The organism is Serratia sp. PL7 (assembly GCF_945957435.1).
The window spans coordinates 64593-90886 of the sequence record NZ_CAMFLB010000014.1 but is presented as its reverse complement, the minus strand read 5'-3'; the positions used below and the strand labels follow the sequence as shown (position 1 = coordinate 90886).

Below are 26294 nucleotides of genomic sequence, written 5' to 3'. Positions count from 1 at the left end.
GTACAGTGGTATAGCCAATGGATGCAGATTGCAGCCCGCCACGTGGCGACATGAAAACGACAAGCATGTTCCCTGTTCTATGCTGTGTGATGACAATCACATCTCCATTTGTTACCCGTATCATGATACCGGTAACATGGTAAGATCCGAAACCAGGTAACCCAGCAAAATTCGCATTCTGAGATAGAGATCAAACTTATGGCGGGAAAAAGCATCATCCTGATGGGCGTCTCCGGCAGCGGCAAATCCACGATTGGCGCGGCGGTAGCACGGGAAATCAAGGCTAAATTCATTGATGGCGACGATCTGCATCCACGCGCCAATATCCAGAAGATGGCCAGCGGCCAACCCTTGAATGACGAGGATCGCGCCCCCTGGCTTCAGCGCCTCAACGACGCTGCGTACAGCCTTAATCACAAGAACGAAAGCGGGATTATTGTCTGCTCGGCGCTAAAGCGCCGCTACCGCGATCTGCTTCGCAAAGATAATGACAATATGGTGTTTATCTACCTGAAAGGCAGCTTTGAGACGATCCTGGCCCGTCTGCAAGCCCGTTCCGGGCACTTTATGCCCACCGAGCTGCTAAAAAGTCAGTTTGAAGCATTAGAAGAGCCTGGGGCCGACGAAAAAGATGTGATCTGCGTGGATATTGATACCGACGTTGAAGGCGTAGTTGGCCGCTGTGTCGCAGCGCTGAAGCAATAAGCCAACCGTGCTGGGCGCTGGCTGTCGCGCCCAGGTTCAGATGCTGCCACCGGGTGCCACGGTGAAACCCACGTCTATCATACGTGGGGAAACAACTTCTCCACGCAGCCGTGCCAACAGGCGCTCAGCGGCGAGCTGGCCCATATGCTCACGCGGTGTCAATACGCTCGCCAGTTTTGGCACCATCACCTGGCCGATATCGTGGCCGTGGAAACCGGCAATCGCCATATCCTGCGGGATAGATAACCCCTGGCGCTGACACTCGAATGCCGCGCCGATCGCCAGGTCATCGTTGGTACAAAAGATACTGTCAACCAGCGGATAATCGCGCTGTGCCTCGCGCAACATTTCACCACCGGCCGAATAGGAAGAAGAACGTGCGGTCATGATGCTGTAGGCTTCAAGACCAGACTCACGCATGGCCTGTTCGTAGCCCTGCTGTTTGATAATGGTGCGTTCATCCTGACGCGCGCCAAAGTACACCACATGACGATGACCGCGAGCGATGATCTGCTGGGTCATTTGGCGGGCCGCTTCAAAGTTGTTGAACCCGACCGCCAGATCGATACAGGGTGAGACACAGTCCATCAATTCCACCACCGGGATGCCTGCAACTTCAATCATCTTCAGGGTACGTGCGGTATGGTGTCGTTCGGACAGGATCAGCCCATCGATGTTATAAGAAAACAGCGATGTCAGACGCTCTTCTTCACGCTCCGGCAGATAGCCGTAGTGCGCCAGCATGGTTTGATAGTTGTGTGCATCGGTAACGCTTTCGATACCTCGCAACACTTCGGCAAATACCTGGTTGGTCAGCGACGGCAGCAACACGCCGATCGCCCGGCTGGTCGCATTGGAAAGGATATCCGGGGCGCGATTGGGAATGTAGCCAAGTTCGTCCAGCGCTACCGCAATTTTTTGCTGTAAAGCGGCAGAAACCTGATCGGGATTGCGCAAATAGCGGCTCACCGTCATTTTGGTGACGCCAACCTGATCTGCAACATCTTGAAGCACCGGCCGTTTTTTCTTCATTATCACTGAACTGGCTAACCGTGAATGGGCGGCCATTTTAGCAAATAAAACGCCTTTCCGATATTGTTGGTTATCCGGCCAGCAGATGCAAAAAAGGCCCGGTATAGCACCGAGCCCTCGCTATTACTCTGTCATCACACCGGCGGCAAATCGAACAGTAAAATCTCGCTGTCTTCATCGGCATGGATAGATAGCGCTGTCTCATCCCAGATGGCAAAAGCATCGCTAACATCCGCTTTGTGGCCATTGATAGAGACATTGCCATGCACCACCTGGATCCAAACGCGGCGTTCAGCCTGGATTGGATAAACCGATTGCTCGTCTTTCTTCAGCGCCCAGCGAGACAAAGTCATATCCTGGAACACCTTCAGCGAGCCTTCACGGGCGTCTGGCGACAGCACCAACTGGCGGCCCTGAGGCGCATCAAACATCCGTTGCTCATAACGTGGCTCCAGCCCAACCTGATCCGGAATAATCCAGATCTGGTAGAGATGCAATGGCCGATCGCTATTGGCATTGTACTCGGAGTGACGCACACCGGTCCCTGCACTCATAATCTGGAACTCACCAGCATTGATCTGTTCTTTGTTGCCCATGCTGTCCTGATGCTCCACCGTACCACTCAGCACGTAGGTCAGGATTTCCATGTCTTTATGGGGATGGGTACCAAACCCCTGGCCTGCATCAATCACATCTTCGTTGATCACCCGCAGCGCCGAGAACCCCATAAAGTCGGGATCGTAATAGTCAGCAAATGAGAAAGTATGCCAGCTGTCGAGCCAACCATGATTGGCATGACCGCGATCTTGTGCCTTACGTAAATAAATCATATTCAACTCTCCTCAACGTTTTCTACAGTCTAGACCTGACGGAGGAATATGAAAGCGCAAAAATCTCACCCCTCTGTTCAAAAAATTAGGTGGAGTTTGGCAGCCAGTAGCAAAGGGTTTGTGGGATGGGTTAGCCGCTGAATTTGGGCAAAAAAAAAGCCAGCACCCGAGCTGGCTAAGTAAACACTGGAAGCAATGTGAGCAATGTCGTGCCTTCAGCAAACAGTATCAAAGGTTGATACTCTCTCTGAACGCATGACAATAATAATCATTATCATTCGCACCTGTAAAGCGTTTTTTTGACCAATGGGAAATTATATTGACTCAGGGGAGTAAACGGATAATTTGGGAGGTTATTCAAACGGTAAACGCGAAAGAGAGGAAAGAATGAGCGAGATTGTAGTTCGTCACGTGGAAAGTAACGATGCTGAAGCCTTACACCAGCTATATTCCCACCCGGCCGTTTACCGTGACACGCTACAACTACCGCTACCGTCAAAAGCCATGTGGCAGCAGCGGATTGCTAACGTGCAGCCCGGAACCTACAACATGGTGGCCTGCATTGACGATCGCGTGGTGGGGCAGCTGTTCGTGGAACTCAACCAGCGGGTACGCCGCCGCCATGTGGCCACTATTGGCATTAGCGTGGATGCCGGATATCACGGCAAAGGCGTTGGCAGCGCGCTGATGAAGGCGATGATCGATATCTGCGACAACTGGGCCGGTATTGAGCGCATTGAGCTCACGGTGTACACCGACAATCAGGGTGCCATAGCGCTGTATCGTAAGTTCGGTTTTGAGATTGAAGGCACCAGCCGCCGCTTTGCCATGCGCGATGGCGAGTTAGTGGATGCCTATCATATGGCCCGGTTTAAAACCTCGTAATCAGAACTGCTTTGAAGGTGGGGCGCTCATACCAACGCCCCACCCGTTAGACTCTGCAAACCAATAACTGACTTAAAGCCCGGCCGTTTCGCGAATATAACGGCGTGCTTTCACTGCGTATTCAAAAGGGTTGGCCAACGCCGGATCCTGCTCTGCTTCCACCACCATCCATCCCTTATAGCCACGCGCATCCAACAGCTTGAATACCGGCCGGAAATCGATCACGCCATCCCCCGGCACGGTAAAGGTGCCTTTTTTCACCCCGTCCAGGAAGCTCAGGTGCTTGGCCTTAACCTCTGCCACCACCTCGTCACGCACGTCTTTCAGGTGCACATGGTTGATGCGCGGCAGGTATTTCTCCAGGATTGCCAGCATTGCCTGTTGGCTGCCTTCGGAGTAATAGGCATGCCCGGTATCAAACAGCAGGTAAACATCGTCGTTCACCATGCTCATATAGCGGTCTATCTCTTCGGTGGTCTGGATACCCGTGCCCATATGATGGTGCAGGCAGACCTGCATCCCCTTCCCGGCGGCAATTTTCGCCAGCTCGTTATATCCCTGCGCCACCCGCTGCCACTCTTCATCGCTAAAATAGGGTTTCTCTTCAAATACCGCCTTGGTGGTACCCTGAATGCTCTTGCTCTGCTCGGAGCAGCCAATCACTTTGGCCCCCATCGCATGCAGGAAATTCATGTGGTTAACAAACTCATCGATGGTCTTTTCCTTCAGCCCATCGGCAAAGAACGTGCTGAACCAGGCATTACAGATCTGGATCCCGCGGATGTCCAGCATCGGTTTCAGCACCTTGGGATCGCGCGGGTATTTACTGCCTACTTCGCTGCCGGTGAACCCGGCCAGCGCCATTTCGCTGACGCACTGCTGGAACGTGTTCTCATCCCCTAACTCAGGCATATCGTCATTCGTCCAACCAATCGGGGCGATTGCCAGCTTTACGTGGTCTTTGTTCATTTTCAGCCTCAGTCATATAGGCACTTACCGGCTATCTTTCCCACCGGCGTGGCCTGGAAAGTTATTTGCCATAGAAGCCAGGGCGAGCGGGCAAGGTCACTGGCACCACTTCACCGCTGTTCTGCGCGGCGATACAGGCATCTGCCGCCACCGCAGCCGCAAAGCCATCCCAAGCAGAAGGCCCGGTGAGCTTGCCGGCCTGGACGTCATTGATAAAGGCTTGCAGCTCAACGTCATAAGCACCGATAAAGCGGTCTTTCCAGTCGACCAGGATCTCGGTGGACAGTTTGGCACCGCTGCGCATTTGCACCGCAGAAGGTTCTGGCAGCTTGGCGATGCCGGTTTCCCCCACCACCTCACACTGAATGTCGTAGCCGTACTGGCAGTTAACAAAGATTTCGACGTCAATACGGGCGCCCTTGGCCGTTTCCATCAGCACAATTTGCGGGTCTCTCAAATGTGGCAAGGCTTTGCTGCTCTTGCGTGGGAACACCACCTGTACCGAAACGTAATCATCGTCCAGCAGCCAACGCAGGACGTCTAACTCGTGAATGAGCGTATCAGTTATGGCCATATCCGTGGTGTAGGCTTCACCGACCCTTGGGTTGCGGTGGGCACAGTGCAGCATCAGCGGCTCGCCGATCTGACCGCTGGTCAGCACCTGTTTCAGCGCCCGGTAACCCTGATCGTAAGGACGCATAAAGCCCACCTGTACCAGGCGTTTGCCGTGCTTGGCTTCGGCATCCACGATGTTCTTGCAGCCCTGTGCCGTAACCGCCAGCGGTTTCTCGCAAAATACCGGTTTGCCTGCGGCAATGGCGGCCAGCACAAACTCTTCATGGCTCGGCCCCCATGACGTGACCAGCACCGCCTGTACGTCTGAAGAGTTGATCAGATCGTGGGCATTGTCATAAACCTTGGCGTCCAGTTTCAGTTCACTGACCACCTTGGCCGCACTGTCTCGATTGATGTCATTCACCGCAACCACGCGGCTACCCTGCAACACCTGGCTACAACGGCGAATATGATCCCTACCGATAGCGCCGGTACCAATAACCCCAATGTTCAATGTCATTTTCGTTATCCTCATGGACTGTAAACGGCAGACGCAAGGTCTGAGGTAGATCCGATTGTTTATGTGAGCGCGGCGTTCTCCGCCGCACCTACGATTGCCAAGGCATTGCGTTATCAGTAGTCGCGGGCCTTATCGATGTTCTCTTGCAGCTTGCGGGCGACGGCGATAATTTTTTCACTTTCGGCCACCTGGGCACCGCCCACGCGCCACCAACTGAGATATTTGTGCACCATGGTTTTTGGCAGCACTTTGATATCCAGCAGGGTAGAAACCTGTTGCTTGCGGGCATCTGCCAGCGCTTCGATCAGCTGTTGTTCGGTAGTTATGCTGTAGGTTTTGCAACCATAGGCCGCTGCCAACATCGCAAAGTTGACCGGAACGAGCTTGCCATCCAGTTTGCCGCCTTGCGGATTACGGAAGCGGAACTCGGTGGTATAGCTCCCCATGCCGTGCTCTATCTGCAGGTTGTTGATACAGCCGTTGGTCATGTTATCGAACAGCACCACGTTGATCTTGCAACCTTCCTGGATCGAGGTGACCAGCTCAGAATGCAGCATCATGAACGCCCCATCCCCTACCATGGCGTAAATTTCGCGTTGTGGCTCCGCAAGCTTGACGCCTAACGCGGCGTTAACTTCATAACCCATACAGGAGTAGCCGTATTCGACGTGATAGCCGTGCTCACCCCGGTTTTGCCAGACACGCTGCAGATCGCCTGGCAAACTGCCAGCAGCGGCAACGATGACGCTGTCCTGCGGTAAATGCTCATTCAGCACCCCCAGCACTCGGCTTTGGGTTAATACGGAGTCGGTTTTTTCGATAAACTCGGCAAACACCTGTTCACGATCGAGGCTATCGTCGATTTCCGGCACAAAGCTTTCGCCGGTATAGGTCACTTGATAGACACGCTCGGTCTCTTTTTGCTGTTCGCCCAGCGCCTTGCTGATAGCGTCTTGCCAATCGGCACGATAATCCGCCTGAGCCAACAACGGGCTGAGAGAGGCTAGCGCGGTACGGGCATCCGCCAAGAGTTGCAGGCCGTCCAGCTTGCCGGCATCAAACGCGCTGACGTTGATGTTAAGGAATTCCACATCCGGATTTTGGAATAGCCATTTGGACGAGGTGGTAAAATCGCTGTAACGGGTACCGATGCCGATCACCAGATCTGCCTGCTTCGCCAGCGTGTTGGCCGCCAGACAGCCGGTTTCACCAATGCCACCCACGTTATACGGATGGGCAGAAAGCACCGTACCTTTACCTGCCTGAGTTTCTGCAAACGGAATATGGAAGCGTTCAGCAAACTGCTGCAACGCCTGCCCAGCCTGCGAATACTTCACCCCGCCACCGCAGATTATCAACGGCTTGCGTTTACCCACCAACAACGCCAAAGCATCTGCCAGCGATTCTTGGCTGGCCGGACGGCGCTCAAGGCGATGCAGCCGTTTGTGGAAGAAATAGTCTGGATAATCGTAGGCTTCGCCCTGTACGTCCTGCGGGAGGCATAGCGTGACGGCACCGGTTTCTGCCGGATCGGTCAGCACGCGCATGGCATTAATACAGGCGCTCATCAGCTGTTCCGGGCGCACAATGCGATCCCAATATTTACTGACGGCGCGAAATGCGTCGTTGGTGCTGATGCTTAAATCGTAGGATTGTTCGATCTGCTGCAATACCGGATCGGGCTGGCGAGAGGCGTACACATCGCCCGGCAGCAGCAGTAGAGGAATGCGGTTAGCCGTGGCAGTGGCCGCAGCGGTGATCATATTAGCCGCGCCGGGGCCGATGGAAGAAGTACAGGCATAGATCTGCTGGCGCAACTTCTGCTTGGCAAACCCGGTAGCAGCATGCGCCATTCCCTGTTCATTGCGCCCCTGATGCACCACCAGATCGCCACAGTCTTGCTCCAGAGCCTGCCCCAGGCCGAGTACGTTACCGTGGCCGAAAATGGCGAAGATACCCTTTACGAATTTGGTTTCGACACCGTCTACCAGCAGGTACTGGTTGTCGAGAAATCTGACCAATGCCTGTGCCATGGTCAACTTGATCTTACCCATTTTACTCACCCTTTCTTTTGGCGTTATCCCAAGCCTGCTGCAGGTGGTGGTTTGCGAGCAGGCAAGCGTATACGGTGGCGTAGCGCTGACTTTCGTTACATAAAAGCAGTGATAATCTTGTCTGGGTTGTTACACACTGCTCATGCAATAGGCAGTTTGAAACGTACATTGATTATAAACAAATATATTTTTCATAAAATATCAATACAGAAAAAACATTTCATTTTGCGATAAAGATCGCATAATACCGAACCACCAAGGTTTAAATTGTCTATATAATTCAATCAATTAATTAAAAAGTATTCATGGCTATCTTTCGTTCTATGCGGCCACTCGACAATCGAACCAGCAGCCATCAAGGTCGCACTCAGTTGCGTAGCCAACTTCAGCAAGGGATTGTTCTATCAATAATAATGTGTCACGTCGGCAGACTACCCGATGTAGGTTGCTTTTAAATGCATCACATTTTCGGGGTGTAAGTTTCATTTCATATTGAAATTGAAATTTTTATTCCTCATACTTCGAACTATGCTTCCTACTTAGCTCCTTTACCGGGTCGCAATCGGTTTTGCTTAATGACAGAAGGAAACGGGTATGGCCACACAACAAAAGCAGCTTGATGTCATTTGCCTCGGGCGCATCGCTGTCGATTTCTATGCTCAACAAATCGGTGCACGTCTGGAAGATGCCAGCTCATTCTCCAAATATCTTGGCGGCTCCTCCGGCAACGTGGCCTATGGCACCGCGATCCAAGGGCTAAAATCCGGCATGCTGGCTCGCGTAGGGGATGAGCACATGGGCCGCTTTCTGCGTGAAGAACTCCAGCGCGTCGGCGCGGACACACAGAGCCTGATCACCGATAAACAGCGCCTGACCGGCCTGGTGATCCTGGGCATCAAGGATCAGGAAACCTTCCCGCTGATTTTCTACCGTGAAAACTGTGCCGACATGGCGCTGACCCCCGAAGATATCGATGAAAACTACATCGCTTCATCACGGGCTTTAGCAATCACCGGCACCCACCTTTCCCACCCCAAAACGCGCGCAGCGGTGCTCAAAGCATTGGAGTACGCCCACCGACACGGGCTGCGTACCGCATTGGATATCGATTATCGGCCAGTGCTGTGGGGGTTGACCTCGTTAGGCGATGGCGAGACCCGCTTTATCGAATCGGAAAAGGTGACCCGCGAGTTGCAGGAAGTTCTGCACCATTTCAATCTCATCGTGGGGACTGAAGAAGAGTTCCATATTGCTGGCGGCAGTACCGATACGCTGGTCGCGCTGCAAAACGTCCGTAAGGTCACCCAGGCCACGTTGGTGTGCAAGCGAGGGGCGCAGGGGTGTTCAGTATTTGAAGGGGATATCCCCACAGATTGGCAGCAAGTCAAACTGCATTCTGGCGTGCGCGTTGACGTTTTGAACGTGCTCGGTGCGGGTGATGCCTTTATGTCTGGCCTGCTACGCGGATATCTTAATGATGAGGGTTGGGACCAGGCCTGTCGTTACGCCAATGCCTGCGGCGCGTTGGTGGTGTCACGCCACGGCTGCGCCCCCGCAATGCCGACCAAGCTGGAGCTGGACGATTACCTGCAACGCGAACAAGAGGTGAAACGCCCTGATCTGGATGCCCGGCTGAACCATCTGCACCGCGTTACCACGCGCAAACAGCAATGGCCTGAACTGTGCGTATTTGCTTTTGATCACCGCAAACAGCTGGCAGAGATGGCGCGTGAGGCGGGAGTGAGTACAGAGCGGCTCCCACAGTTAAAAACGTTGTTGTTGGCCGCCGCACAGGCTGCAGCTGCCGAAGCGGGGTTACACGGCAACAGCGGCATTCTGGCAGATACTACCTACGGCCAAGCGGCGTTGAATGCCATTACTGGCCAGGGCTGGTGGATTGGCCGCCCGGTGGAGTTGCCAAGCTCCCGCCCCTTGCGGTTGGAGCACGGCAACATTGGCTCACAGCTGATCGATTGGCCCCAAGAACACGTGGTCAAATGCCTGGTATTTTATCATCCACAGGACGCCGAAGCGCTGCGCCGTGAGCAGGATGAGCAGATCGTTGACGTATATCGTGGCTGCTGCAAATCGGGCCATGAGCTGTTGCTGGAAGTCATTTTGCCTGAAGGTCATGCCGACAAAGACGAGCGCAACTATCTGCAGGTGATGGAACATTTCTACCGCTTGGGCGTTCTGCCAGACTGGTGGAAACTGCCGCCGCTTAGTGCCGCCAACTGGCAAAAAGTGGGGGAATTGATTGAAACTCACGACCCATTCTGCCGCGGGGTGCTAATCCTCGGGCTAGACTCCCCACAGGAAACGCTGAAAGCCGGGTTCGCCGCAGCCGCAGATGCCCACTGGGTAAAAGGCTTCGCGGTTGGCCGCACCATTTTTGGCGCTTCTTCACGCCTATGGCTACAAGGTGAGATCGATGACGCCGGGCTGGTCGAACAGGTGAAACAGAAATACCTGACGCTGATCGGTTTCTGGCGGCAATATCGCCCGCAGCCTGCGAGTAAAACCAGCCGTAGTTAAGCTGGCGTTGTTAACGAACCTACCCCTTAAAGTGATTTTCGCTGCTTTAAGGGGATTTTTTTGCCCATTTTCTGTGAAGTAACGCAACTGGCGACGAAATAAATCGCTTTTTGTAGAAATGAAATGTCCACTCCATCTGTTAGAATAACCGGACAATATTTTCAGCGTATAAACCAATACGCCTCAGCCAATACTGCGAGCCGAATGGATGACTAACCCAACTCAACTTTCGCTGTTACAGGACGAGATCCGCCGCCGTTATGAAACGCTGAGCAAGCGCTTAAAACAGGTGGCACGCTACATCCTGGATAACAGTAACAGCATTGCCTTTGATACCGTTGCTTCCATCGCTGCCCAGGCCAGCGTGCCACCATCGACCCTGATCCGTTTCGCTAACGCCTTTGGCTTCAGCGGCTTCAACGAAATGAAGCAGGTCTTCCGCCAGCATCTGATGGAAGAAACGGTGAACTATACCGAGCGCGCACGCCTGTTTCGCCAAACCTCTACCGACGACAGCGTTGCCCCGGAAAAACCGGCAGAAATCCTTAACGTGTTTACAATGGTCAACTCGCAGGCGCTGCAACAGTTGGCAATGCAAACCAGTGCCGAGCAGTTGGATCGGGCGGTAGAGTTGCTCAATAACGCGGAAAATATCTACGTGATTGGCCTGCGCCGCTCATTCAGCGTGGCTTCTTATCTCACCTATGCCCTGCGCCACCTGGAAAGGCGCGCCTTCCTGATCGACGGGTTAGGCGGGATGTTTACCGAACAGCTCAGCATGGTGAAGCCCAAGGACGTGGTGATCGCCATCAGCTATTCGCCTTATGCCAAAGAAGCGGTAGAACTGGTGGAGTTGGGTGCCAAACAGGGAGCACAGCTAATCGCCATTACCGACAGCCAGGTCAGCCCGCTGGCTGCCTTCAGTGATGTCTGTTTTGTGGTGCGCGAAGCGCAGGTAGATGGGTTCCGCTCGCAGGTGGCCTCCATGTGTCTGGCGCAAACGCTGGCGGTATCATTGGCACTGAATAACGCCAAAGAGCTGTAACTTTCGGTTAAAGGGGCGCAGTGTTGCGGAGCGCCCCCACCTTGTCAGTATCAATAGCTTTCGCTGTTGATCCAGGCGTGATCTTTTTCCCAGGTGAACTTCCACAGGCGTACCGGCCCCGCCATCACGTTGAGATAATAACTGTCATATCCGGCCAGGGTTGCCACCGGGTGGTAACCGCGCGGCACTTTCACCACGTCGCGGTTATAGACCGGCATACACTCATCCAGCGAACGATCGTCGGTGTAGACGCGTTGCAGGCAGAACCCTTGTTCAGGATTAAGACGGTGGTAATAAGTCTCTTCCAGGTAGGTTTCGTCCGGCGCGTTTTCCTGGTCGTGCTTATGGCTTGGGTAGGAGCTGGTATTGCCTTCGTCGGTATAGACCTCAACCACCAGCAGGCTATCGGCCGGTTGGCTATCCGGCAGAATATTGTGTACCAGCCGTTGGTTACGGCCTTTACCCCGCCGCTCCACACCGACGTCTGCCGGGGTGATCAAGCGTGAAGGCAGGTGCCCGTTACCCGGCGCGCTGCATACCGCCAGTTCAAGATCGGTCTCTGCCCGAACTTCAACATGGTCGTGGTGCGGAACATAAACGGAATAAGGTGGCGTGCGCTCAAACGGGCTCATCCGCTTACCAATATGTGGATACTCCGCTCGTTGCGTTGCCACAGAGGCAATACCTGCCACCAGCACCAGGCAAAGCTCCTTGTCGCCACTCTCCAACCGCAACGACTGCCCGGCCGCTAACCGATAGACCTCAAACCCGACAAAACGCCAACCGGCATTTTCCGGGGTGACGGACTGAATACGCCCCTGCGCATCCGGTTGCTGACATTTCGCAAGTAATGATGACATGACAATGCTCCTTAAATCCCGTGCTTGTGAGTGTGGCTGCAATGCATTGATACCAGCGACAGCGGCCGTTATCCCGGTGGAATAACGGCCTCGGCATGCCTGGCTGCGGTTTAGCCCAGCGTTGGCATACTGTATTCGGATACCGTTTGCTGGCCGGTTGGCCAACGTGCGGTGGCCGTCTTCATGCGGGTATAGAATCGCACGCCGTCCGTGCCATGTACGTTAAGTGCACCGAATACCGAACGTTTCCAGCCGCCAAAGCTGTGGAAAGCCATCGGCACCGGTACCGGCACGTTAACCCCCACCATCCCTGCCTGCACCTCATGCACAAACTGGCGAGCATAGTGACCATTATTGGTAAAAATGGCGCTGCCGTTACCAAACTCGTGGCTGTTCACCGTATCGATGGCCGTTTGGTAATCGGCCACACGCACAATGCCCAATACCGGCCCGAAGATCTCCTCGCGGTAGATACGCATATCCGGCTGTACGTTATCGAACAGGGTGCCACCCACGTAGTAACCCTCCGGATAACCCGTCACCTGATAATCGCGGCCATCGACCACCAGCGTTGCGCCCTCTTTAACGCCAATATCAATGTATCCCAGCACTTTTTTCTGATGGGCGGATGAGACCAACGGCCCCATTTCATTTTCCTCGCCGCCTTGCTGCATGCCGGGGCCAACCCGCAGTTGGGCGATCAGCGGTTTGAGTTTGGCAATCAGTTTATCTGCGGTGCTATCACCAACCACAACGGCCACCGGCAACGCCATGCAACGTTCACCGGCCGAGCCAAATGCCCCTCCCATCAGCGCATTGACCGTGGCATCCAGATCCGCATCCGGCATAACGATAGCCTGATTTTTGGCGGCCCCAAAGGCCTGTACACGTTTACCGTGCGCGCTGGCGGTGGTGTAAATATGTTCTGCAACGGTGGAGGAGCCAACGAAGCTCACCGCCTGAATGCGTGGATCGGTGCACAGCTGCGAGGCTTCTTCATTGCCGCAATGCACGACGTTGAATACCCCATCTGGCAGGCCCGCCTCTTTCAGTAGTTCTGCCAGACGCACGGAGGCAGACGGCACCAACGCCGGAGGCTTCAGAACGAAGGTATTGCCGCAGGCCAGCGCGATAGGGAACATCCACATCGGCACCATGGCCGGGAAGTTAAACGGTGTGATCCCGGCCACTACGCCCAGCGGCTGCATCAGCGAAAAACTGTCCACGCCGGTGCCTACATCCGGTGAGAATTCGCCTTTGATCAAGTGTGGAATGCCACAGGCAAACTCCACCACTTCCATGCCACGGGTCAATTCACCCAGCGCATCGGAATAGACTTTGCCATGCTCACTGACAATCAGTTGCGCCAACTCTTCGCGATGCTGCTCTAGCAGTGCTTTGAAATTAAACATGATACGCGCCCGGCGTAGCGGTGTAGTACGCGCCCAGTCGGTAAATGCCTGATGGGCGACATCAATAGCCTGTTTCACCTCGGCGGCGGTGCTCTGCGTCACACGGCGTTCAACCTGACCGCTGGCCGGATTGTGCACGTCGACGGTTTGGTTACTGCTGCTCAGGCAAACCTGCCCACCAATAAAGTTACCCACGGTTTTCATGTTTCACCCTCTTTTAAGTCCGCTATCGCCACGGCTTGCAGCATTGCCGCATACCGTGACGTTCATCGTGCCACCTGCAAGAGTACGGCCCACAGGCAGATTAAATCCTGACCAGATGAATCAAACTCTATTCCATTGAAAAAAAAGTTTCAAATAAAAGTTTTTAGAAAATTTGTTTTTAGTGCCGCCGATCGCAAATTTGCCGTGACCATAGGCAGAGTGGGTGGTGGCGAATGACTCGATCCTCGATCCGCAAGCTGCGTAGCTTTACTCAGTAATTCCTAGTTTTTATACAGATACGCTTTCTCACCCTGGCGAGTCAATTTTCCAATCCGCCATGCAAATCGGGAAGAACATTTGCCCTATTTATGCTCAATTTTTTGAACTGGATCTAAAAATCAATATTTCATTATTCACTAAATATGAAATAAATGTTCTTGTTTGCCAAAGGACACCCTGAAAAACACCGCCTTGATGACAGGCACGGTTCACCCTTCTGCCTCCCTACCCCCTACAAGTCAGTTAAGTAGGCAGAAGCCAGGATAAAAATCGGAGCAACATATGTCACATCAGCGTAAACACAATACTGGGTATATTCTGCGTATCTGCGGGATTGCTGCACTCGGCGGCATTCTGTTTGGTTATGACACCGCCGTGATTTCTGGCGCGATAGAAGCACTTAAAGCCTACTTTGACCTCAGCCCGGCAGAAACCGGCTGGGCCGTGTCCAACGTGGTGATCGGCTGCGTGGTCGGTGCCTTCGGTGCAGGGCCACTGGCCGGGCGCTATGGACGTAAAAAGGCCCTGGTGGTCGCCGCCCTCCTGTTTACCGTCTCTGCAGTCGGTGCTGCTTTGGCCACCACCTTCACCTGGTTTGTTATCTATCGCATCATTGGGGGTCTGGCCGTCGGACTGGCCGCAACGGTATCCCCTATGTACATGTCAGAAGTCTCACCGAAGGATATGCGGGGCCGGGCGCTGAGCATGCAACAGTTCGCCATCGTGTTCGGTCAGATCGTGATTTTTTACGTTAACTTCAAGATTGCCAGCTATGCCAGCGAAGCCTGGCTGATTGAGATGGGTTGGCGCTGGATGATTGGCTCAGAGGTTATCCCTTGCCTGCTATTCACCGCACTGGTCTTTATCATCCCCGAATCGCCACGCTGGAGCGTAATGGTGGGCCGCGACGATCAGGCATTAGCCATGCTGACCCGCGTCTCAAATGCCGCGCATGCTAAAAGCGTTTTAAACGAAATAAAGGAGTCGCTTCGCCAGGACGAGCAGCACCGTAAACAAAAGCTGAATTATGGCGACGTACGCGTACGCTTCATCCTGTTTGTCGGCTGTATGATCGCCATGCTGCAACAGGTGACGGGGGTTAACGTCATGATGTATTACGCCCCGGTAGTGCTGAAAACCGTGACCGAAAACGCGCAAGAAGCCCTGTTCCAGACCATCTGGATCGGCGTATTACAGCTGGTCGGCTCGGTGATCGGCGCCATGCTGATGGATCGCATAGGCCGTATCCCACTGATGCGCTGGGGTACCCTCGGCACCATCGTTGGCCTGCTAATCACCTCTTATGCCTTGTATACCCAGGCAACCGGCTACTTCGCGCTGTTCGGCATGCTGTTCTTTATGGTGTTCTACGCCATGTCATGGGGCGTAGGTGCCTGGGTGCTGGTCTCCGAAATCTTCCCCAACCGCATGCGTTCACAGGGGATGAGTATTGCCGTTGGCTGTATGTGGCTGGCCAACTTCGTCGTGGCCCAGAGCTTCCCGATGATCAATGACCAACCTTATCTGTTCTCCACCTTCCACGGGGCGTTCCCAATGTGGGTTTTTGCCGCCTGCTGCCTGTTCAGTTATTGGTTTATTGCCCGCTTTATTCCAGAAACCAAGGGCGTTTCACTGGAAAGAATGGAAGACGTCGTGATGGCAAAGCGCTATCGCCAACCGCTATCTGAAATCATCACGGTAGAAGATGGTAAAGCCTAAAATCTGCCGCCAACAAATCCAGGAGTGATGCATCATGGCCATTGCGTTAGCACGTTTTTGTATAAACCGTAAGATTGCCCCCAACCTTACGCTGGAGAACTTCTTCCGCCTGGTGAAAAGATGTGGGCTAAGCAAGGTCGAACTGCGCAACGATATGTCGGGTGGCAAAGTGACCGACAACCTGAGCAACGAGCAGTTAAACGCGCTGGCCGAAGAGTTAGGCATTGAGATCGTCACCATCAATGCGCTGGGCATGTTCAATCTGCTAGAGGATCGAGCCGCGTTGCTGAAAAACGCCGAAACACTACTGGCTCAAGCGAAAGCCATCCATAGCAAGGCGGTGGTGATGTGCCCACATTGCAACGCGAGCGACCAACGTAGTGAATCACAAAAGAGGGAAGATACGCTCGCTGCACTGCGGCTGCTCGCTCCATTGTTCAAACAGTACGGCGTTGAGGGCTACGTAGAACCATTGGGTTTTGGCATAAGTTCACTACGCTCTTCCTTGCTGGCACAGGCAATCATTCGTGATTCTGGCGCACCTTATAAGATAGTGCTGGATACCTTCCACCACTATCTTAGCGACGTTGCACAGCCAGAGTTTGATGCTCAGATTCGAGTTGAGCAGATTGGTTTGGTACATCTCTCTGGCGTTGAGGATCCGCTCATCAAAGCCGCATTGAGCGATGAAGAGCGTATTATGCTGAGCAATAAAGATCGGTTGGCAAGCGTAGCCCAGGTACAGAACCTGGAACGTTTGGGCTACCGGGGGATCTATGCCTTCGAGCCGTTCTCTTCACAGCTAGCAACCTGGACAGAGGGCGATATCGAACGCGAGATCCGCCACAGTATTGCATTACTGCAAGGATAAGTGCACAAGCTGCCAGTAGGCACAGGGAGTTTCGCTTTACACATACTGCGTAGGGCGAAAAGTGCCTATTTGAGCGTGCGAACCACCAGTTGCTCACGCTGGTTGTAAAACTTCCGGTAAGCCAGATAGCAGGCGATGATGGTTGACAGGCTGGCGGTAGAAAGCAGCATAAATGTCACCATGATCTGATACTTGATGGCTTTTACCGGATCGATACCGGCGAAGATCAAACCGGACATCATTCCTGGCAGGCTTACCAGCCCAACGGTTTTAGCGGAGTCTATCGTCGGGATCAGCGATGCACGAATACTGTCACGGATCAGAGCCGCAGAAGCGAATTTGGGGGAAGCTCCCAGACTGAGCATCTCCTGGATCTTCTGCTGTTGGTCTTTAAAACGTTGCCCAAGGTTGTTGTAGCACAGACCCACCGCCACCATCGCATTGCCAGCAATCATGCCGGAAATGGGGATCACCTGCATTGGCGTGAAGGCAATCGAACCGCTCAGTACCAGCACTACCAGCGTCAACGTCGCTCCTGCAGTAATGGCAATAAACGAAATAGTAAACGCGTTATCGATATATTTACTGCGCTTTTTCGCGTTATATGCTGCATTGAAGCAGATAAACAGCACCATCAACACCGTTAATATTCCATTATCCAAATCAAAGATATATTTCAATACGTAGCCGACGATAACCAACTGTACCACCGCACGGCAAATGCTCCAGATAATGTCTTTTTCCAGCGCCAGTTTCTCTTTGTGACTGATCAGAATGGCGATAATCACCAGGAGCATTGACAGGCCTAATGACTCGTTGGTGATATTATGCTGGTTCATGAGCTTTCTCCTGGCTATTGACGCGGTTCACCGGCAGGGTGATCACCTCGTCCGCATGCGCGATTTCATCCTTATCGTGTGTAACCCATAGTACCCCCAGGCCTTGCTCGGCCACCAGGTGGTGGATCAACTCGTTGACGTTACGTTTGTTGTCTTCATCCAGAGCACTGGTGACCTCATCAAGCAGCAGTACCTTTGGCATAAATTGCAGATTCCGGATCAGAGAAATACGTTGTTTCTCACCGCCGGAGAGCTCGTTGATTCCTTTTTTCAACATGCTATCAGGCAAGGCCAACTGTGCCAGATCCTGACACATTTTCTTCTCATCGGGTTTCAGTTTGCGAATTTGATAGGGTAATGCGAGGTTATCGTAGACGGTGTCACCAAACAGAGCTGGCGTTTGGAAGCAGTAAGAAACCTGTTTGCGGTACTCTTCTGGAGCAACGTCATCAATATTTTTACCGTTGAAGGTGATGTTGCCACGAGTTGGGCTAAGCAATGAGGAAACGATCTTCAACAAAGTACTCTTGCCACATCCCGAAGGCCCAGTGATCAACTTAAATTCGCCTGGCTTCAGAGTGAAAGAAACGGCATCCAGAATAACCTGCTCGTCAATTTGATAATGGATGCCTTCCAATACCAGTAACTCATTACTGCCCTTCATGCTCACTCCGGCCTGTTACGCGACTCTCCTCTTTCAGCGGCTAACTGCTGGCAGCCAGCTGAAATCCATGAGGGTATTTTCTGCCAGTAAAAACATTCAGGCAAGCTGTTAATCGGTCTGTGAACTGGCCAGCTCAACACATGTTAAGAACGGTTGATGCAGTGTAGAACCAAGCTGAACAAAATGTTGCAGAGCCGAAAGGAGTCGAGGTCACTGTTGGCACATTATTAATAATGTAGTATTAGTTTACCCCGCCCCAACAGCACGACAATAGGTATATGTGTAGAAGCAATTAATAAAACTTCCGGCGAAAATAGAATTATATCGATAAAACACCCGGAAGTTCCACCCTATATTGGCCCGCCCCCCTTATCCAACACGTCAATGACTGCATAAGTTCAAAATACGGTGAAATAAATAGCTCGTTAATAATGAGCCGGTACCGTACGCACCAAAAAGCAACCCCTCGCTAAAATAGAGGGGTACTGATGGAACTGTCAGGGTTCGATTTGCGCACGTAAATACGCCAGTGCACTTTGACTGTAGCTCTCCCCTTGAGTCAATTTCTTGATCAGGCCTTGGGCCTCCAGCACCATACCAAGACGATGTAATTCCTGATGCTGCGGCAGTACATCCGCAAACGCATTAAGCAGGATAATCGACGGCATGATTTTTTCTGCGCAAGTACCTACTGCGCCAGGTTCATCCCCCCTGGCCGGACAGGGCAGGCTGTCCGAATGGCGATGTTGGCATGCCTGTAACAAGGTAATTGCCTGTTGAATTTCATGACTCCATGGCATAACCACTTTCCTCTAAGACTGATTGCCTTGCCTAGATATGATTAATAATCAGCACGTTAACATGTATTAACGACTCACAACAAACCACAAGCGCCCCTAACCAAGCTGGCCCTATACAAGATAGGTTTTTCCAGCCATGGTTTATTGATATAGGTCACATTGCGTAAAGATCGCCAAATTTTTATATCCCACCAATGACTAGGATAATTCGCACAATTTCTATGAAACCACCTTTTTTACTTAAAAAAAGATAAAATTCCTACTGTGGTCTCTATCTATCTCTAACCTAAATTGGGTAAAAAAAACCAAATTTTGCTGTAAGTTATCCGTTAAAAACAATAGAAAAACGCGATCGCAAAAAGCAGAAGGATATTCTGAAAAAACACGATAGTTGTAAACGTAAAGTTATTACCAACCAGATTATTCTCACACACCATTTATTATCTCGAAAATGGCCAAGAGCAAGGTCTTGCTGGCCGAAAGGTAAACGTTCACCCTGCGATGAGACGATAGCAGTTGCCGGGGTCAGGAGATGCCGGGGTGTCTAGGGTGTCTGAGGAAGCTGGAAACAGGCCCGAAGCCTGAACATGGCCTCAGATTTTGAGGCCATGTTCACGCAATTACGGTTTCTTGCAGGGAGCGGGGGCGTATTTAGCATCCCCAGGAAACGCCTGCGGTTGGCAATCAGGCAGGCCCGGCATTGCCATTTCATAAACCGCCACGCCAATCACGCCGGTATTCTCTTTTTCGCCCGCCAGTGAACTCGCAGCGTAGGAGTCATCCGGTTTTGCAAAACGGAATGCGGCAACGGACGAGTCACTTTTACGGAAGCCCTCAATCACCAGAGTTCCTTTTGGTGAAACCAGATAGCCGGAATTGCGCAGTGAGCCACTGCGGCCAGAAATCACGTCCAGGCCGTCAACAGCGGTTACCACCTCATAGGTTTTGTTTGGGCTGGTGTTATAGAAGAACAGTTGGTAGCGCTCGCCATCATTGGCAGAGAATGAAAACTCGCCATTTTTATAGCGATTGAGCGCGAAATCCCGATTATTTTCGGTCTGCACCCGCATTCTGACGGAAGACAACACGATCTCATTGGTGTACTGCCCATTACTGGACGCTGCCGCGCTGTAAAACACTTTGGCGACACTGTCTGGAGAGGAATGCATACGCTTCGCGTCAACGGTGGTCACTTTAGAGTAAACATCCTCACCCCATGCCGTTCCCAGTTTATTTTCCTGAGCTACAGGAGCCGGAGCTGAGGCGGATTCAGCCACCGCACGTGAAGAGGAAATCTTTTGGCTACAGCCGGAAACCAGCACCAGAGAAGCCAGTAATGCTAAACCGCATTTGATTTTCATCAGCAGAACTTTCCTTGTTATTATTTGAATAAGAGTGCGCTTGTCTCAACGCACGAGCCGAGCCCATTATTCTGAATTACTACCGCTGTTCCTATCTCTAAAGTTCTTAAAATAGACGATTGATTATCTGAACGAGCGCAGCATGCAGTGCCTCTTCATAGCGAGCCGCTTCAGGAATATCTGTCATTTCCTTAAGATTTCAGGGAAGCCAAAGCCTGTGCACAGGCCCAAGCAGAACTCCAAGCCCATTGGAAGTTATAACCCCCCAGCCAGCCCGTGACGTCCACCACCTCACCGATAAAGTACAGGCCAGGCACCTTACTCGCCTCCATGGTTTTGGAAGAAAGCTCTTTGGTGTCCACACCGCCCAGGGTCACTTCCGCCGTACGGTAACCCTCGGTGCCATTGGGTTGTACACGCCAGTTTTGCAAACTATCAACCAACGCCGCCTGCTGCGTTGGATTGAGCTGCTTTAGCGTCGCTTCCGGCAGTTGTCCCAACTCTTGCAGCAATTCCACCAGGCGCTTCGGCAAGTGCAAAGCCAGGGTATTTTTCAGGCTCTGGTTAGGATGTGCCTGGCGCTGTTCGTTAAGAAAGCCCACCAGGTCTAGCGTAGGGAGTAAGTTAATGCTCACAAACTCACCAGGCTGCCAGTAGCTGGAGATCTGCAAGATAGCCGGACCAGAAAGCCCCCGATGCGTAAACAGGATGCTTTCACGAAAGCTGGTGCCATCTTCCGCCGTGACCACTGCGGGAACCGAAACGCCAGACAGCGCCTGGGATTGCTCCAACAGCGGCTTATGCAGCGTAAAGGGCACCAAACCGGCCCGGGTCGGTAACACTTTCAGACCAAACTGTTCCGCCAGCTTATAGCCAAAGGGAGTGGCGCCTAAGCCCGGCATGGAAAGCCCGCCGCTCGCCACCACAAGTGAGCGAGCACTCACACACTCTCCATTAAGCGTCAATTCGAAGCCCTGGTCGGTTTTTTCAACGCTCAGAACCTCGCTGCGCAGGCGCGTTACCACCTGACCCAGTTCGCACTCTTGCACCAACAGATCGACGACCTGTTGCGCAGAGTCATCACAAAACAGCTGCCCCAAGGTTTTTTCGTGATAGGCGATGCCGTAGCGGTTAATCAGATCGATAAAATCCCATTGGGTATAGCGTGCCAATGCAGATTTGCAGAAATGGGGATTATTCGAGAGGTAGGCCGCCGGTTCAACGGACATGTTGGTGAAGTTACAGCGCCCGCCGCCAGACATCAGGATCTTGCGGCCCGGTTTTTTGCCATTGTCGAGTAATAGCACCCGGCAACCCAGTTGCCCTGCCTGCGCAGCACAAAACATCCCTGCGGCACCCGCACCAATAACGACAACATCAAACTGTTCCACCCAGACCTCTCTTTGCAATAACCACAACAATCACGGCAACAAGAGCGTATTTTACGCCATTTCACTGCCTGTATGCCGCTAAATCCGCGGTGAGGGATTGTAAAGACATCGGTGGGGAACGCCAACGTAAGAAAATGTTAACGTGCGTAAACGGCAGTAACATGCTGAAATTGCATCGATTCAGCCGTGATGCAACGCCCGCGGCAACAGGTAAATTCAAAAAACGTCATATTTTCCTTTTCCCCGACACCGGTTGTCGCCGATAATGCGCGGCGTTCATGTCCACAAACCTGGCGTAACGCTTATGCTGCATTTGTTCACTGGCCTGGATTTCCATACCGGCCTGATGTTAGTCCTCGCATTGTTGTTCGTGCTGTTCTATGAGGCCATTAACGGCTTCCATGATACGGCCAATGCGGTCGCTACTGTAATTTACACCCGTGCTATGCGCTCGCAGATTGCGGTCGTTATGGCTGGCCTGTTCAACTTTCTTGGCGTGATGCTCGGCGGTTTGAGTGTTGCCTACGCCATTGTTCACCTGCTACCAACCGATCTGTTGTTGAACGTCAGTTCAGCACACGGGTTAGCCATGGTCTTTTCCATGCTGTTGGCGGCAATTATCTGGAACCTCGGTACTTGGTATTTCGGGCTACCGGCCTCCAGCTCTCATACCCTGATTGGTGCCATTATCGGCGTCGGCTTGACCAATGCGTTGGTGACCAACACCTCGGTGGTCGACGCGTTGAACGTGCCAAAAATGATCAGCATCTTCCTGTCACTCATCTTCTCCCCGCTGGTCGGGATGATGATTGCCGGGCTGATGGTGTTTGTGCTGCGCCGTTACTGGAGCAATACCAAAAAACGTCAGCGCATTCATATGACTCCGGCGGAACGTGAGAAGGTCGATGGCAAACGTAAGCCACCGTTCTGGACGCGTATCGCTCTGATCTTGTCAGCTATCGGCGTGAGCTTCTCACACGGCGCGAACGACGGTCAGAAAGGTATCGGTCTGATTATGCTGGTGCTGATCGGTGTTGCCCCTGCGGGCTTCGTGCTCAATATGAGTGCGACCGGTTACGACATTACCCGTACTCGTGATGCCGTAAGCCACCTGCAGCAATTCTACCAACAGCATGGCGACTCTCTGGCACATGTGGCCACGCAGACGCCGCTGGTTCCTGCACCTCAAGACGTGGTTCCAAAGCCTGATCAACCGGTTGAGTTCCACTGCGACAGTTCACGTGCCCTGATCGCCGTAGATCGCTCTCTGGGCCTGCTGAACAACCTGCAAAGTTACGATCAACTGACGGTTGACCAGCGCAGCCAACTGCGCCGCCTGCTGATGTGCGTAACGGAAACCGCAGACAAGGTTGCCAAGCTGCCGGAAACCTCAGTGGACGATCAACGCTTCCTGAAGAACCTGCGCTCCGATCTGTTGGAAACCGTTGAATATGCACCAACCTGGATTATCGTCGCGGTAGCCTTGGCACTGTCCCTCGGTACCATGGTAGGTTGGCGACGCGTTGCTACCACTATCGGTGAGAAAATCGGTAAGAAAGGCATGACCTACGCTCAGGGGGTATCTGCACAGATGACCGCCGCCCTGTCGATTGGCGTGGCCAGCTATACCGGTATGCCGGTTTCCACTACTCACGTACTCTCTTCGGCGGTTGCCGGGACGATGATCGTGGACGGTGGTGGCGTGCAGAGCAAAACCGTCAAGAACATCCTGTTGGCCTGGGTACTGACCCTGCCAGTCTCGATTCTGCTTTCCGGTGGCCTATACTGGCTGGCGCTGAAAGTGATCTGACGATTGCCCATCACAACAATGGCGGCCAAAGTGGCCGCCATTTTTTTGCCTTGCTATCGCCCGCCTAATACCAGATCGCCATCGCCACCAGGCTGATCACCACAAGCCCACATAACGAAGACGTCAGTACAAACTGGCTGCGGACACGCTGACAACGGCGAATGAATTCCGGGTCGTGGTGTTCCATATAGCGTTGCGTAAAGATATAGCGCACCAGCCGTATCTGCTTGCTCGGCTGGCCATGCGAAGTAAAGAACCCCCCGCCATCGACGTATTGGTAAAGTAACGGGTCGCAGCCGCGTAAAACAAATAGCAGCGCACGCAGAGAAGAAAAATACCGGGCCATGTTAATCACACAGACCACACACAATGCCCAAAACAGCGCGACGGTACTAATCATGATAGCCCCCTCAAGGCGTTGTTACCCCGGACACCCGCCGGGCCAACGGCCCTACTTCATACCTTATGCTGCCGGAGCCTTGGCTCCCATCCCCCTAGCACCCTACGGACCCGAAGATACCCACAACCTCTGACCGCTTGATAAACCAGCCTTGCAACGATCAGAGGAAATAAGTGGGGCCCACATTCACTAGTGTAGAATAATGAAACGCAAACAGATCCCGGTGGCGTATAAAATTTACAGTCAGGGCCAAATTCTTCATCTACCCGCTCTCCGCTCGGATAACCGTCATAAGCTATACTTTGAGCAACAATGCTTATAATTCAATCGGTCAAACGGCGGATAGCCGTATAAGCCATAGGATTTTTTGCCCCGGCGGTGTAAAACGGGTGGGGTAAACGTATAAACAAGGGTGATTGATGCGGTGCAGTGTGATCGCCCCAACATATCATTGTGTTATCTGGATGGTACTATGCAGGTAAGGCGAAAGCGCCAAGCTGGAACACTGAATGCCTGCCCCCTTTAATCGGCATTATATGGAAGGAGTATTCTCATGGCTTACAAACACATACTGATTGCGGTTGACCTATCACCGGAAAGTAAAATCCTGGTCGAGAAAGCGGTATCAATGGCGCGGCCGTACAATGCCAAAGTCTCTCTGATCCACGTTGATGTAAACTATTCCGATCTGTATACCGGCCTGATCGACGTTAATCTTGGCGATATGCAAAAGCGTATTTCTGAAGAAACCCACCATGCGTTAACCGAGCTGTCGCAAAATGCGGGCTATCCCATCACCGAAACCCTGAGCGGCAGCGGCGATCTGGCGCAGGTGCTGGTTGATGCGATTAAAAAATACGATATGGATCTGGTGTTGTGTGGACATCACCAGGATTTCTGGAGCAAATTGATGTCCTCTGCGCGCCAGTTAATCAATACGGTACACATTGATATGCTGATTGTGCCGCTGCGCGACGAAGAAAAGTAAGTATTCGCTAACCTGTTTGACCAACGCCCGCCCTGCGCGGGCGTTTTTCATGGTTTCCTGTTATTTATTGCTTGTTAATCAGCCACCCCACAGTGATATAGTCGAGGTAGACACAACATCCTCCCCAACTGTGAGACACATCATAAAAACAGGGGAACCAATATGCTAAACAGGAGCTATCCATGGAACAGGCTGTATCGCTAGAATCCTTTCTAAAATCCTTACAACGTCATAACTCGCATCAACCGGAATATCTGCAGGCAGTGCGTGAAGTCTTTACCTCTCTGTGGCCATTCATCGAGCGTAACCCCCATTATCGTGACCACGCCCTGTTAGAGCGCCTGGTAGAGCCTGAGCGTATCATTCAGTTTCGCGTCAGCTGGATCGACGATCAGGGCAAAGTTCAGGTAAACCGCGCCTACCGCATCCAGTTCAACTCCGCCATTGGGCCATACAAAGGGGGGATGCGTTTCCATCCTTCGGTTAACACCTCCATTCTGAAGTTCCTCGGTTTTGAACAGACCTTCAAGAATGCCCTGACCACGCTGCCTATGGGCGGCGGCAAGGGGGGTTCAGACTTTGATCCCAAAGGCAAAAGCCAGGGCGAAATCATGCGCTTCTGCCAATCGCTGATGACCGAGCTTTATCGTCACCTGGGCCCAGATACCGACGTACCAGCCGGGGATATCGGCGTAGGTGGCCGCGAAGTGGGCTTTATGGCCGGCATGATGAAAAAACTGTCCAACAACACCAGTTGCGTATTCACCGGCAAAGGCCTGTCGTTCGGCGGCAGCCTGATCCGCCCGGAAGCTACCGGTTACGGCCTGGTGTACTTCACCGATTCAATGCTGCAGCGCCATGGCCTGGGCTTTGAAGGGATGCGTGTCGCAGTTTCCGGCTCCGGTAACGTGGCGCAATACACTATTGAGAAAGCGTTGGAGCTGGATGCACGGGTGATCACCGTTTCCGATTCCGGCGGTACCGTGGTGGATGAAGCGGGCTTCACCACTGAAAAACTGGCACATCTGGCCGAAATCAAAAACCAGCGCTATGGCCGGGTTGCCGATTACGCCCGCGAGCGTGGCCTGACCTATCTGGCCGGTGAAAGCCCGTGGAACGTGCCGGTGGATATCGCCCTGCCTTGTGCCACCCAGAACGAGCTGGATCTGGAAGCCGCACAGGTGCTGATCCGCAACGGGGTCAAAGCCGTGGCAGAAGGCGCTAATATGCCAACCACCATCCAGGCTACCGATGCCTTCCTGGAAGCGGGCGTACTGTTCGCACCGGGCAAAGCCGCCAACGCCGGTGGTGTTGCCACTTCCGGGCTGGAGATGGCGCAAAACGCCGCGCGCCTTAACTGGCGGGCAGAGAAGGTCGATATCCGTTTACGTCACATCATGGCGGATATCCATCAGTCCTGCGTCGAGTACGGCGGCGAAGGCAAGCAAACGCATTATGTTCACGGCGCCAACATTGCCGGGTTCGTTAAGATTGCCGATGCGATGCTGGCTCAAGGCGTGCTCTAACCTTACCCTTGAATGAGAAATGCCGGCGAATATGCCGGCA

General features: G+C 52.9%; 22 protein-coding genes. 9 read left to right on the top strand and 13 right to left on the bottom strand.

The window, feature by feature from the left end:
- Window positions 1–198 precede the first annotated feature (198 nt).
- The gene (locus tag N6G83_RS35845; RefSeq protein ID WP_021807427.1) at window positions 199–705 is read left to right on the top strand and encodes a gluconokinase; all 507 of its coding nucleotides are present in this window, start codon (window positions 199–201) and stop codon (window positions 703–705) included.
- A gap of 36 nt (window positions 706–741) precedes the next feature.
- Here N6G83_RS35845 and gntR read toward each other — a convergent pair whose 3' ends face one another.
- Both gntR and N6G83_RS35835 read right to left on the bottom strand, forming a co-directional pair.
- The gene (gene gntR / locus N6G83_RS35840; protein ID WP_074030302.1) at window positions 742–1737 is read right to left on the bottom strand and encodes a gluconate operon transcriptional repressor GntR; all 996 of its coding nucleotides are present in this window, start codon (window positions 1735–1737) and stop codon (window positions 742–744) included.
- 134 nt (window positions 1738–1871) lie between these two features.
- Window positions 1872–2567 carry a pirin family protein gene (locus tag N6G83_RS35835; RefSeq protein ID WP_211135214.1) on the bottom strand — a complete coding sequence of 232 codons (696 nt, stop codon included), beginning with the start codon at window positions 2565–2567 and terminating at the stop codon, window positions 1872–1874.
- Between the two features lie 387 nt (window positions 2568–2954).
- Between N6G83_RS35835 and N6G83_RS35830 the strand changes: the two genes are divergently transcribed.
- Window positions 2955–3452: a GNAT family N-acetyltransferase gene (locus N6G83_RS35830; protein WP_024527616.1), complete on the top strand. Its 498-nt coding sequence runs from the start codon at window positions 2955–2957 to the stop codon at window positions 3450–3452.
- Window positions 3453–3524: 72 nt separating this feature from the next.
- On the opposite strand, the gene iolE is transcribed toward N6G83_RS35830, so the two are convergent.
- From iolE to iolD, 3 genes are all read right to left on the bottom strand, one after another.
- Complete coding sequence (gene iolE / locus N6G83_RS35825) at window positions 3525–4421, bottom strand: myo-inosose-2 dehydratase (RefSeq protein ID WP_211135223.1); 897 nt, start codon at window positions 4419–4421, stop codon at window positions 3525–3527.
- A gap of 61 nt (window positions 4422–4482) precedes the next feature.
- A complete protein-coding gene (locus N6G83_RS35820; protein ID WP_024527619.1) occupies window positions 4483–5496 on the bottom strand; it encodes a Gfo/Idh/MocA family protein in 1014 nt (337 codons plus the stop codon).
- A 113-nt stretch (window positions 5497–5609) separates the two neighbouring features.
- On the bottom strand, window positions 5610–7550 hold the full coding sequence (gene iolD / locus N6G83_RS35815) for a 3D-(3,5/4)-trihydroxycyclohexane-1,2-dione acylhydrolase (decyclizing) (protein WP_211135237.1): 1941 nt from the start codon (window positions 7548–7550) through the stop codon (window positions 5610–5612).
- Between the two features lie 594 nt (window positions 7551–8144).
- On the opposite strand from iolD, the gene iolC reads away from it, so the two are divergent.
- Window positions 8145–10085 carry a bifunctional 5-dehydro-2-deoxygluconokinase/5-dehydro-2-deoxyphosphogluconate aldolase gene (gene iolC, locus N6G83_RS35810; protein WP_211135239.1) on the top strand — a complete coding sequence of 647 codons (1941 nt, stop codon included), beginning with the start codon at window positions 8145–8147 and terminating at the stop codon, window positions 10083–10085.
- 208 nt (window positions 10086–10293) lie between these two features.
- Complete coding sequence (locus N6G83_RS35805; RefSeq protein ID WP_021181760.1) at window positions 10294–11130, top strand: MurR/RpiR family transcriptional regulator; 837 nt, start codon at window positions 10294–10296, stop codon at window positions 11128–11130.
- Between the two features lie 50 nt (window positions 11131–11180).
- Here the strand turns inward: N6G83_RS35805 and iolB are convergent, their stop codons facing one another.
- Together iolB and N6G83_RS35795 are read right to left on the bottom strand one after the other, a co-directional pair.
- Window positions 11181–11990, bottom strand: a complete 810-nt coding sequence (gene iolB, locus N6G83_RS35800; protein ID WP_199062642.1) for a 5-deoxy-glucuronate isomerase — start codon at window positions 11988–11990, stop codon at window positions 11181–11183.
- Between the two features lie 110 nt (window positions 11991–12100).
- Window positions 12101–13606: a CoA-acylating methylmalonate-semialdehyde dehydrogenase gene (locus tag N6G83_RS35795; RefSeq protein ID WP_024527623.1), complete on the bottom strand. Its 1506-nt coding sequence runs from the start codon at window positions 13604–13606 to the stop codon at window positions 12101–12103.
- A gap of 561 nt (window positions 13607–14167) precedes the next feature.
- On the opposite strand from N6G83_RS35795, the gene N6G83_RS35790 reads away from it, so the two are divergent.
- Both N6G83_RS35790 and N6G83_RS35785 read left to right on the top strand, forming a co-directional pair.
- The gene (locus N6G83_RS35790) at window positions 14168–15604 is read left to right on the top strand and encodes a sugar porter family MFS transporter (protein ID WP_074030245.1); all 1437 of its coding nucleotides are present in this window, start codon (window positions 14168–14170) and stop codon (window positions 15602–15604) included.
- Window positions 15605–15638: 34 nt separating this feature from the next.
- The gene (locus N6G83_RS35785) at window positions 15639–16475 is read left to right on the top strand and encodes a TIM barrel protein (protein WP_211135241.1); all 837 of its coding nucleotides are present in this window, start codon (window positions 15639–15641) and stop codon (window positions 16473–16475) included.
- Between the two features lie 65 nt (window positions 16476–16540).
- Here the strand turns inward: N6G83_RS35785 and fetB are convergent, their stop codons facing one another.
- The 5 genes from fetB to N6G83_RS35760 form a co-directional block, all read right to left on the bottom strand.
- A complete protein-coding gene (gene fetB / locus N6G83_RS35780; protein WP_024527626.1) occupies window positions 16541–17314 on the bottom strand; it encodes an iron efflux ABC transporter permease subunit FetB in 774 nt (257 codons plus the stop codon).
- On the bottom strand, window positions 17301–17978 hold the full coding sequence (gene fetA, locus N6G83_RS35775) for an iron efflux ABC transporter ATP-binding subunit FetA (protein ID WP_024527627.1): 678 nt from the start codon (window positions 17976–17978) through the stop codon (window positions 17301–17303). Before fetA ends, fetB begins: the two co-directional genes overlap by 14 nt.
- A 497-nt stretch (window positions 17979–18475) precedes the next feature.
- Complete coding sequence (locus N6G83_RS35770; protein WP_021181767.1) at window positions 18476–18778, bottom strand: hypothetical protein; 303 nt, start codon at window positions 18776–18778, stop codon at window positions 18476–18478.
- Window positions 18779–19398: 620 nt separating this feature from the next.
- Complete coding sequence (locus N6G83_RS35765) at window positions 19399–20139, bottom strand: hypothetical protein (protein WP_074030242.1); 741 nt, start codon at window positions 20137–20139, stop codon at window positions 19399–19401.
- Window positions 20140–20330: 191 nt separating this feature from the next.
- A complete protein-coding gene (locus N6G83_RS35760) occupies window positions 20331–21530 on the bottom strand; it encodes an NAD(P)/FAD-dependent oxidoreductase (RefSeq protein ID WP_211135243.1) in 1200 nt (399 codons plus the stop codon).
- Window positions 21531–21834: 304 nt separating this feature from the next.
- On the opposite strand from N6G83_RS35760, the gene pitA reads away from it, so the two are divergent.
- On the top strand, window positions 21835–23340 hold the full coding sequence (pitA, locus tag N6G83_RS35755; protein WP_024527629.1) for an inorganic phosphate transporter PitA: 1506 nt from the start codon (window positions 21835–21837) through the stop codon (window positions 23338–23340).
- A gap of 64 nt (window positions 23341–23404) precedes the next feature.
- On the opposite strand, the gene uspB is transcribed toward pitA, so the two are convergent.
- Window positions 23405–23740, bottom strand: coding sequence for a universal stress protein UspB (gene uspB / locus N6G83_RS35750; RefSeq protein ID WP_024527630.1), 336 nt, complete (start codon window positions 23738–23740; stop codon window positions 23405–23407).
- Window positions 23741–24293: 553 nt separating this feature from the next.
- On the opposite strand from uspB, the gene uspA reads away from it, so the two are divergent.
- Together uspA and gdhA are read left to right on the top strand one after the other, a co-directional pair.
- Window positions 24294–24728: a universal stress protein UspA gene (gene uspA / locus N6G83_RS35745; RefSeq protein WP_021181773.1), complete on the top strand. Its 435-nt coding sequence runs from the start codon at window positions 24294–24296 to the stop codon at window positions 24726–24728.
- A 182-nt stretch (window positions 24729–24910) separates the two neighbouring features.
- Entirely contained in the window at window positions 24911–26254 is a 1344-nt protein-coding gene (gene gdhA / locus N6G83_RS35740) for an NADP-specific glutamate dehydrogenase (protein ID WP_024527631.1), read from the top strand.
- Window positions 26255–26294 lie beyond the last annotated feature (40 nt).

Bases quoted from the DNA above. Each gene is read 5' to 3' on its own strand.
- N6G83_RS35845 (WP_021807427.1), top strand. From the start codon at position 199: ATGGCGGGAAAAAGCATCATCCTGATGGGCGTCTCCGGCAGCGGCAAA.
- gntR (WP_074030302.1), bottom strand. From the start codon at position 1,737: ATGAAGAAAAAACGGCCGGTGCTTCAAGATGTTGCAGATCAGGTTGGC.
- N6G83_RS35835 (WP_211135214.1), bottom strand. From the start codon at position 2,567: ATGATTTATTTACGTAAGGCACAAGATCGCGGTCATGCCAATCATGGT.
- N6G83_RS35830 (WP_024527616.1), top strand. From the start codon at position 2,955: ATGAGCGAGATTGTAGTTCGTCACGTGGAAAGTAACGATGCTGAAGCC.
- iolE (WP_211135223.1), bottom strand. From the start codon at position 4,421: ATGAACAAAGACCACGTAAAGCTGGCAATCGCCCCGATTGGTTGGACG.
- N6G83_RS35820 (WP_024527619.1), bottom strand. From the start codon at position 5,496: ATGACATTGAACATTGGGGTTATTGGTACCGGCGCTATCGGTAGGGAT.
- iolD (WP_211135237.1), bottom strand. From the start codon at position 7,550: ATGGGTAAGATCAAGTTGACCATGGCACAGGCATTGGTCAGATTTCTC.
- iolC (WP_211135239.1), top strand. From the start codon at position 8,145: ATGGCCACACAACAAAAGCAGCTTGATGTCATTTGCCTCGGGCGCATC.
- N6G83_RS35805 (WP_021181760.1), top strand. From the start codon at position 10,294: ATGACTAACCCAACTCAACTTTCGCTGTTACAGGACGAGATCCGCCGC.
- iolB (WP_199062642.1), bottom strand. From the start codon at position 11,990: ATGTCATCATTACTTGCGAAATGTCAGCAACCGGATGCGCAGGGGCGT.
- N6G83_RS35795 (WP_024527623.1), bottom strand. From the start codon at position 13,606: ATGAAAACCGTGGGTAACTTTATTGGTGGGCAGGTTTGCCTGAGCAGC.
- N6G83_RS35790 (WP_074030245.1), top strand. From the start codon at position 14,168: ATGTCACATCAGCGTAAACACAATACTGGGTATATTCTGCGTATCTGC.
- N6G83_RS35785 (WP_211135241.1), top strand. From the start codon at position 15,639: ATGGCCATTGCGTTAGCACGTTTTTGTATAAACCGTAAGATTGCCCCC.
- fetB (WP_024527626.1), bottom strand. From the start codon at position 17,314: ATGAACCAGCATAATATCACCAACGAGTCATTAGGCCTGTCAATGCTC.
- fetA (WP_024527627.1), bottom strand. From the start codon at position 17,978: ATGAAGGGCAGTAATGAGTTACTGGTATTGGAAGGCATCCATTATCAA.
- N6G83_RS35770 (WP_021181767.1), bottom strand. From the start codon at position 18,778: ATGCCATGGAGTCATGAAATTCAACAGGCAATTACCTTGTTACAGGCA.
- N6G83_RS35765 (WP_074030242.1), bottom strand. From the start codon at position 20,139: ATGAAAATCAAATGCGGTTTAGCATTACTGGCTTCTCTGGTGCTGGTT.
- pitA (WP_024527629.1), top strand. From the start codon at position 21,835: ATGCTGCATTTGTTCACTGGCCTGGATTTCCATACCGGCCTGATGTTA.
- uspB (WP_024527630.1), bottom strand. From the start codon at position 23,740: ATGATTAGTACCGTCGCGCTGTTTTGGGCATTGTGTGTGGTCTGTGTG.
- uspA (WP_021181773.1), top strand. From the start codon at position 24,294: ATGGCTTACAAACACATACTGATTGCGGTTGACCTATCACCGGAAAGT.
- gdhA (WP_024527631.1), top strand. From the start codon at position 24,911: ATGGAACAGGCTGTATCGCTAGAATCCTTTCTAAAATCCTTACAACGT.